This window comes from Halobacterium sp. CBA1126 (assembly GCF_009741975.1).
GTDB lineage: Archaea > Halobacteriota > Halobacteria > Halobacteriales > Halobacteriaceae > Halobacterium.
The window spans coordinates 1-8,135 of record NZ_WPCF01000107.1; the positions used below are offsets into that span (position 1 = coordinate 1).

The following is an 8,135-nucleotide window of genomic DNA, read 5'->3' on the forward strand; positions in this document are numbered from 1 at the left end:
CGTCCGCGCGCACCGTCAGCACGGGCACGTCGGCGGTGCGGACGACGCGCTCGGTGACGCTCCCGAGGAGCGCGCGGTCCAGCCCGCGGCGGCCGTGGGTCCCCATGACGATCGCGTCGATGCCCTCGTCCTCGACGTACTGGAGGATGGTCTCGTAGGCGCCGCCCTTCATCACGACGCCGACGGCGTCGACGTTCCGGTCGGTCGCCTGCTCGACGACCCCGTCGACGACGCTCTCCCCTTCCTCGGTGAGCGGGTCGACGACCGCGTCCTCGAAGGTGACGGTGCTGTACTCGGTGGTGTCCGCGACGTAGAGGACGTGCAGGCGGGCGCCGTAGCGGTCCGCGAGTTCGATGGCGTGCTGGACAGCCGCGTCGGCCGCGTCGCTCCCGTCGGTCGGCAACAGGACGTCGTCGTACATACGCGAGGGGAGGGCGGCCCGCCCGAAATAGGTGCGGGTAGGTTGTCGGTCGCCGGGAGCACCGCGGGAGATGAGCAAGCGTTTTGCCCCGCGGCCGCCCCCGTTGTGAGCATGCACGCGATCACGAACTCCGGGTGGGTGGAGGTCATCACGGGGTCGATGTTCTCCGGGAAGACGGAGGAGCTCCTGCGGCGGCTGCGGCGCGCGGAAATCGCGGGCCAGTCGGTCGCGGCGTTCACGCCCGCCATCGACGACCGCTACGGGGAGGCGACGCTCGGCTCGCACGCGGGCCGGACGTGGGAGGCGACGGTCGTCGACACCACTGCGGAGGGCGTCTCGAAGATTCCCAGCCACCTCAACGGCGAGGAGGTCGTCGCCGTCGACGAGGCGAACTTCTTCCCCGGCGAACTCGTCGAGGTCTGCCAGAGCCTCGCCAGCGACGGCCGCCGGGTCGTCGTCTCCGGCACCGACCAGACGTTCCGCGGGGAGCCCTTCGACCCCATCCCGCAGCTGATGGCGGTCGCGGAGTACGTCGAGAAGTTCCAGGCCATCTGCACGCAGTGCGGCGAGCCCGCGACACGGAACCAGCGGCTCATCGAGGGCGAGCCCGCCCACTACGACGACCCCACCATCATGGTCGGCGCGGAGGAGTCCTACGAGGCACGGTGCCGGAACTGCCACGTCGTCGAACGGGACTGAGATGACAACGTGGGTCGAACCGGAGGGCGGCCGCGAGCGCGGGGTCGTCGGCCTCGCGAAGGCGTTCACGCAGGTGCTCGCGAACCCGACGACGTTCTTCGAGGAGGCCGTCTCGCCGGGCGACCAAGCCCCCGGGCTGGTGTTCGCGATGGCGGTCGTGCTCGCCGTGCAGGGCACGCGCCTGCTCCGGAACCCCGACCGCGCGCTGGCGTTCCCGGCGCGACGTGGGTCGCCGCCGGCCTCACGCTCGCGCTCGCCGTCCTGCTGGTCGCGCCCGCCGCGCTCCACGCGCTGTCGGCCGTCGAGACGCTCGCGCTCGCCGCCGTCGCCCCCGACCGCGGCGGCGTCAGCGAGACGGTGCAGGTGCTCGCGTACGCCAGCGCGCCCTGCGCGTTCGTCGGCGTCGGCGTCCCCGCGGTCACGTTCGTCTGCGGGCTCTGGGCGTTCGCGCTGCTCGTGCTCGGGACTCGCACGGTCCACAGCACGTCGTTCGCGCGCGCCTGCGTCGCCGCGCTCGCCCCCGGCGCGCTCGCGTACGGCTCCGGGTTCGGCTGGTTCGCCGCGACGACCGCGCTGTTCCCGCGGGCCGCCGACTACATGCCGTGGGTCGGGCGGTCGGTCGAGGCCGCCGCGGTGCTCGGAGTTTAGTGGGCGCGGCCCCAACTCCGGCGCGTGCTCAACGTCAACTTCTCGGATTTGATGTTCGAACTCGACGACGGCGCCGTCAAACACGTCGGCCCGTCGAACACGTCCGCCGACGCGAAGCTCTTCGACGTCGAAGCCGCCGAAGCCCGCGAGTTCGGCGACAAGCGCGTGAAACTCGTCTTCGAGGACGACGGCGGCAACGAGGTGCAGGTCGCGCTGTTCCCCGAGGACGCCCGCGACGTCGCCGACGACTTGGCCGCGCTGGAGGGCGAGAGTCCGGTCTTCGACTGACGGCGGCGACCCGCACAGCGCCCGCGCTCCGGGCGGCTTTCGATAATCGTTTACGGCAGCACCCGCTTTCTCGAAGCAAATGGGTACGTGTATCATCTGCGGCTCCTCCACGGACGGCCGTGTCTGTGACACCCACGAGGAGGACGTCGCTTTCGAGTTCCGCGGAACTTCTCCAGACGAACTGACGCCCGGCCGCTACTACGAGGGCACCATCGACGGCTTCGCCGACTTCGGCGTCTTCGTCGACATCGGTGACTCCGTCACCGGCCTGCTCCACCGCAGCGAAGTGCCGGGTCGCCTCGACTCGCTCGGCTGGGACGCCGGCGACGAGGTGTACGTCCAGGTGACGGACGTCCACGACAACGACAACGTCGACCTCGGCTGGTCGATTCGACAGGACGACCGCGACTTCCGCGGCCACCTCGTCGACGACCCGAGCGCGAAGACGGACGCCGAACTCCCCGAGGACGACGAGGAGGAAGACGCCGAGACAAGCACCGCCGACGGCGGCACGCCGGTCGCCGAGTCGGAAGCCGAGTTCGAGTTCGGTGACGAAGCCGAAGACGGCGACGAAGAAGCCGCGGACGCCGAGGTAGCGGCAGAACCCGAGCCCGAAGCCGACGAGGCCGAAGCTGCGGAGGCCGAGCCCGAACCGGCCGACGACGAAGCCGTCGAGACCGAGTCCGAGAGCGAGGACGAGGACCTCGAGCGCGTGGCGATTGCCGACCTCGACGACCACGTCGGCGAGCGCGTCGCGGTCGAGGGCGAAGTCGCGAACGCCCGACAGACGAGCGGCCCGACGGTGTTCGAACTCGCCGACGAGTCCGGCGCCGTCGACTGCGCCGCGTTCGTCGAAGCCGGCGTGCGCGCCTACCCCGACGTCGAAGCCGGCGCGGTCGTCCGCATCGTCGGCGAAGTCGAGCGCCGCCGCGGCGAACTACAGGTCGAGACCGAGGAGCTCACCGAGCTCGACGGTTCGGACGCGCAAGCCGTCGAAGCCCGCATGGAGGACGCGCTCACCGAGCGCGCCGCGCCCGAGAGCACGGCGCTGCTCGCCGACGACCCGGCGGTCGAAGCGGTCGTCGACGACCTCGCCGACGCCGCGACGGCCATCCGCCGCGCCGTCGTCGAAGCGCGGCCGGTCATCGTCCGCCACACGGCGACCGTCGAAGGCTACGTCGCCGGCACCGCCATCGAGCGCGCGCTCCTCCCGCTCATCCGCGACGAGCACGCCCGCGAGGACGCCGAGTACCACTACGTCGACCGCCGGCCGCTCGACGACGCCTTCTACACCATCGACGACGCCACCGGCGACGTCACCTCGATGCTGGAGGCCGCCGAGCGCCACGACGAGAAACACCCGCTGTTCGTGCTCGTCGGCGCCGGCTCCACCAGCGAGTCCACCGACGCCATCGACCTGCTGGACATCTACGACGCGGACACGGTCGCCATCGACGGCGGCTACACAGAGGAAGCCGCGGGCGCCGACGTGCTCGTCAGCCCGACGAAGGCCGGCGAGTCGCCCGTGAACACGGGCGCGCTCGGCTCCCAGCTCGCCGCGCTCGTCAACGGCGACGTCCGCGAGGATCTCTACCACCTCCCCGCTGTCGCCTACTGGGCGGACACCCCGGCCGCGTACGCCGACCTCGCCGCAGAGACCGACTACAGCCCGGAGACGCTCGCGGACCTCCGGGACGCCATCGCGCTGGAGGCGTTCTACCAGTCCTACGAGGACAAGCGCGAGCTCATCTCGGACCTCCTCTGGGGGGAGGCCGACGACTCGCTCATCTCGCACGTCTCCGAGCAGTTCCGCGAGCGCCTCGACACCGAGCTCTCGACCGCCGAACCCCACCTCGAGATCCGCGGGCAGGACGGCGTCGCCTTCGAGACGCTGGACGTCGACGCGTACACCCACCAGTACGACTTCCCGCCGGTCGACCTGCTGCTGGACGCGCTCTACCGCCAGCGCGACCGCGCCGACGTGCTCGTCGGCGTGAGCGGCGACGAGATTCGCGTCCGCAGCGACGACGCGGTCGACGTCCACGCCGTCGGCGAGACGGTCGCCGACGAGCTCCCCGACGCCGGCGTCCAGCCGCGGGGCGCACGCGACGGCCGCATCGAGTTCCTCTCCGGCGAGAAGGACGCGGTCGTCGACGCAGTCGTCGACGCCATCGCCGACCAGCTCGCGTAACGCAACGACACGCTTTTTCGCTCGCGGGCGCTCCTACGGAGTAATGAGCGCGGACGCCGACCCCGCATTCGAGGCCGCCTGCGAGGAGCTCGTCGAACGAATCCTCGACGGTGACGTGGGGAAGGACGACGTCGAGAGCGCGAAGCTCGAGGTGTGTTCGGAGTACTCCGCTCCGAAGGTCCCGAAGCACTCCGAGCTGCTGGACTTCGCGCCCGATGACCGCCGCGACGACCTCGAGGACGTCCTCCAGCGCAAGCCCGTGCGGACCGCCTCGGGCGTCACGCCGGTCGCCATCATGACGAGTCCGCACATGTGCCCGCACGGCAAGTGCCTGTACTGTCCCGGCGGGCCCGCCAGCGAGTTCTCGTCGAGCCAGTCGTACACGGGCCACGAGCCGGCGGCCGCTCGCGGCGTGCAGAACGACTACGACCCCTACGGGCAGGTGACGCTGCGGCTCCACCAGCTCCGGGAAATCGGGCACCCCGTCGACAAGGTGGAGCTCATCCTGATGGGCGGAACGATGACCGCGCGCAGCCACGACTACCAGGAGTGGTTCGTGAAGCGCGCGCTCGAAGCGCTGAACGACTTCGACCCAGACCAGGAGCCGAACCCATCGGAGACCGAGTCGTTCGCCCAGGACCCCGAGGAGTACGACTTCTCGTACCTGGAGGACGTCATCGCCGAGAACGAGTTCGGGGACATCCGGAACATCGGGACGACGTTCGAGACGAAGCCGGACTGGTGTGACCCCGAGCAGGTCGACCGCATGCTCGACCTCGGCGGCACGAAAGTCGAGGTCGGCGTGCAGACGACTTACGAGCGCATCAACCGGGAGATGCACCGCGGGCACGGCGTGCAGGCGTCCATCGACGCGAACCGGCGGCTGCGGGACGCCGCGTTCAAGGTCGGCTTCCACATGATGCCGGGCCAGCCGGGCATGAGCAAGGAGATGTGCCTCGAGGACTTCCGGCGGCTCTTCGAGCAGGAGGAGTGGAAGCCCGACTACCTCAAGATCTACCCGACGCTGGTCGTCCGGGACACCGTCACGTACGACATGTGGCGCAACGAGGAGTTCGAGCCGCTGCAGAACGAGGAGGCCGCCGAACTCATCGCGGAAATCATGGACATGATTCCGCGGTACACCCGCCTGCAGCGCGTCCAGCGGGACATCCCCGCGGACCACATCGACGCCGGCGTCTGGAAGTCGAACCTCCGCCAGCTCGCCTGGGAGGAGATGGACGAGCACGGCTACACCTGCGAGTGCATCCGCTGCCGGGAGGCCGGGATGAACGACGAGGACGCCGAGGACGTCGAACTCGACGTGATGACCTACGACGTCGCGGGCGGCACGGAGCACTTCATCAGCTTCGAGGACTTCGAGCGGGACCTCCTCGTCGGGTTCGCGCGCCTGCGCTTCCCGAACGACCCCGTCCGGGACGAACTGGAGGACGCGGCGCTGCTCCGCGAACTCCACGTCTACGGCAGCGAGGTCGGCGTCGGCGACGACACCGCCGACGGCCAGCACCAGCACCGGGGCTACGGCCAGCGCCTGATGGAGCGCGCCGAGGAGATGGCCGCCGACGCCGGCTTCGGGAAGCTCAGCGTCATCTCCGGCATCGGCGCGCGCCAGTACTACAAGCAGCAGCTGGGCTACCACCAGGACGGCCCGTACGTCAGCAAGCGCCTCTAGGGGCTCTCAGGCGGCGATTGTCTCGCGGGACGTGTGCCGCGCTCGCCGTACCGATTGCTCGGCTCGGAGCGCCCCGCGGCGGAACTCAGGTCACGCGCGGGGTTGGTTCCGTTTTGGTACTTGAACCTACGCAGCCAATAGCAGCGAGCATCCGCGAGAGCGAAGCTCTCGAACCACGGAGGAGGAGTGCTTTTGGTGTCGGTTTTGCCGAAGGCGCCCGCAGCGCAAAAGCGCCGTCAGAGGAGCCCGCCGGGCGTCGCGCCGTCGGCGACGGAGTGCGGGACCGTGAGCGGGGAGACGCTGATTTCGTTGTCGACGCAGGCGTGGCGGTCGGTGCCGGCGGGGTCGGGGACGTCGCGGTCGAGGAACTCGTGCCAGAAGCGGTCCTCGACGTCGACGCCGGCTTCGGTGAACTCCGCGCGGAGTTCGTACTCCTCGGTGGGGCGGGTGACGCGCTTGACGGGGTCGTCGGCGTACTCGGTCGCGGGGGCGTTGATGGAGAGGTAGTCCGCGGTGGGCAGGACGTTGCCGGCGACGAAGTCGGGGAGGATGTCGGCGACGGCGTCGGCGGAGGTGTGGAACTGGTCGTAGGTGGGCTCCCAGTCGCCGGCGGGGTCGAACTCCCAGTCGTACATGGAGACGGCGACGGCGGGGAGGCCGAGGAAGGAGGCCTCCATGGCGGCGCCGACCGTGCCGGAGCGCGCGAGGATGTGCGCGCCGAGGTTCGGGCCGTCGTTGCAGCCGGAGACGACGACGTCCGGCGTGAAGTCGAGGGCGGCGACGGCGACGGCGACGCAGTCCGCGGGCGTGCCGTGGACGGCGTAGCCGTCCTCGCGGTCGTCGTAGTCGAGGGTCTCGAACGTCCGGGTCTGGCCGGTGCCGGACTGTTCGGCGGCTGGCGCGACGACGGTGACGTCGTGGCCGGCGTCCGCCAGGCGGTCGCGGAGCGCGCGGATGCCGGGGGCGTCGATGCCGTCGTCGTTGGTGAGCAGGACGGACAGCGACTCGGTCATTACGCGTCGCTACTGGTCGCGCTGGTGTATCGGTTCCGGTCTCGGCGACGCCCGGGCCCCGGCTTTAACCGGGCGGCCCGCGACTGCCTGCGTATGCTGGAGACGTGGTTCGTCGACGTCGCGGGTAGCGACCCCGTGGTGCAGGCGCTCGTCGCGGGGGCCGTCATCGCGGGCCTGAACCTGCTCGGCGCGTCGCTCGTGCTGGTGTGGCGGGACCCCTCTCAGCGCTCGCTCGACGGGGCGCTGGGGTTCGCGGCCGGGGTGATGCTGGCGGCGAGTTTCACGAGTCTCATCCTGCCGGGCATCGAGCTCGGCGGCCAGAACGGGCTCTTGGAGGTCATCGCGGGCATCGCGCTGGGCGTGCTGGTGTTGGACCGCGCGGACCGCTGGGTGCCCCACGTCCACGTCCTCATCACCGGCCGGAAGCGCAGCGACCAGACGGTCTCGGAGGCTGACCTGGCGCCGCTGCTGCTGTTCATCGTCGCCATCACCATCCACAACATGCCGGAGGGGCTGGCGGTCGGCGTCGGGTTCGGGAGCGGGAACGTCGCCGAGGGGCTGTCGCTGATGCTCGCCATCGGGCTGCAGAACATCCCGGAGGGGCTGGCGGTCTCCGTCGCGGCCGTCAACGCCGGGTTCGATCGCACGTCGTACGCGGCGCTCACCGGCATCCGCGCTGGCTTGGTCGAGATTCCGATGGTCCTGCTGGGAGCGTGGGCGGTCACCGTCTCCAGCGCGCTGCTGCCGTACGCGATGGGGTTCGCGGCGGGCGGGATGCTGTTCGTCATCAGCGACGAAATCGTTCCAGAAACCCACTCGAACGGCCACGAGCGCGTGGCGACGATGGGGTTGATGCTCGGCGTCGTGGTGATGCTGTACCTCGACGTGAGCCTGGCGTGACTACAGGACGCCGAAGCCGAACATCGGGCCGTAGACGAGGTGGAGGCCGACGCCGACGGCGAGCGCGGGCAGCGTCGTGTAGAGGGACGCGACGACGGCGGCGGTCTTGTCGACCGCGAGCAGCGGGAACAGGGCGTCGCCGTCCTGACTGATGGCGTTCGCGGCGAGCGCGGAGAACGGGACCGCTCCCTCGGCGTACGCCGTCGCGAGCACGATCTGTGGCGCGCAGCCGGGGATGAGCCCGAGGAGCGCGCCGCCGACGGGTGCGAGCAGGCCGGCGGCGGC

At 70.4% G+C, this 8,135-nt stretch carries 9 protein-coding genes; 6 read left to right on the plus strand and 3 right to left on the minus strand.

The window, feature by feature from the left end:
• A partial coding sequence (locus tag GJ634_RS12635) for a universal stress protein (protein WP_157503166.1) occupies nt 1–421 on the minus strand: 421 nt, incomplete at its 3' end.
• Nucleotides 422–532: 111 nt separating this feature from the next.
• Between GJ634_RS12635 and GJ634_RS12640 the strand changes: the two genes are divergently transcribed.
• The 5 genes from GJ634_RS12640 to GJ634_RS12660 all read left to right on the plus strand — a co-directional run bounded on the left by GJ634_RS12640 (nt 533) and on the right by GJ634_RS12660 (nt 5,937).
• Entirely contained in the window at nt 533–1,120 is a 588-nt protein-coding gene (locus tag GJ634_RS12640) for a thymidine kinase (protein WP_157503168.1), read from the plus strand.
• 9 nt (nt 1,121–1,129) lie between these two features.
• Nucleotides 1,130–1,768: a YIP1 family protein gene (locus tag GJ634_RS16735; RefSeq protein WP_331714165.1), complete on the plus strand. Its 639-nt coding sequence runs from the start codon at nt 1,130–1,132 to the stop codon at nt 1,766–1,768.
• Nucleotides 1,769–1,792: 24 nt separating this feature from the next.
• Nucleotides 1,793–2,056: a hypothetical protein gene (locus GJ634_RS12650; RefSeq protein WP_331714166.1), complete on the plus strand. Its 264-nt coding sequence runs from the start codon at nt 1,793–1,795 to the stop codon at nt 2,054–2,056.
• A gap of 79 nt (nt 2,057–2,135) precedes the next feature.
• The gene (locus GJ634_RS12655; protein WP_157503170.1) at nt 2,136–4,247 is read left to right on the plus strand and encodes a DHH family phosphoesterase; all 2,112 of its coding nucleotides are present in this window, start codon (nt 2,136–2,138) and stop codon (nt 4,245–4,247) included.
• Nucleotides 4,248–4,290: 43 nt separating this feature from the next.
• On the plus strand, nt 4,291–5,937 hold the full coding sequence (locus tag GJ634_RS12660) for a tRNA uridine(34) 5-carboxymethylaminomethyl modification radical SAM/GNAT enzyme Elp3 (protein ID WP_157503172.1): 1,647 nt from the start codon (nt 4,291–4,293) through the stop codon (nt 5,935–5,937).
• A 236-nt stretch (nt 5,938–6,173) separates the two neighbouring features.
• Here GJ634_RS12660 and surE read toward each other — a convergent pair whose 3' ends face one another.
• The gene (surE, locus tag GJ634_RS12665; RefSeq protein WP_157503174.1) at nt 6,174–6,950 is read right to left on the minus strand and encodes a 5'/3'-nucleotidase SurE; all 777 of its coding nucleotides are present in this window, start codon (nt 6,948–6,950) and stop codon (nt 6,174–6,176) included.
• A gap of 87 nt (nt 6,951–7,037) precedes the next feature.
• Here surE and GJ634_RS12670 point away from each other — a divergent pair, with 87 nt between their 5' ends.
• Nucleotides 7,038–7,850 (plus strand): ZIP family metal transporter, encoded by an 813-nt coding sequence (locus tag GJ634_RS12670; RefSeq protein ID WP_157503178.1) that lies wholly within the window; start codon nt 7,038–7,040, stop codon nt 7,848–7,850.
• On the opposite strand, the gene GJ634_RS12675 is transcribed toward GJ634_RS12670, so the two are convergent.
• Nucleotides 7,851–8,135: putative manganese transporter (locus GJ634_RS12675; RefSeq protein ID WP_231737036.1), on the minus strand; the 285-nt coding region annotated here is incomplete at its 5' end. It lies immediately after the preceding gene.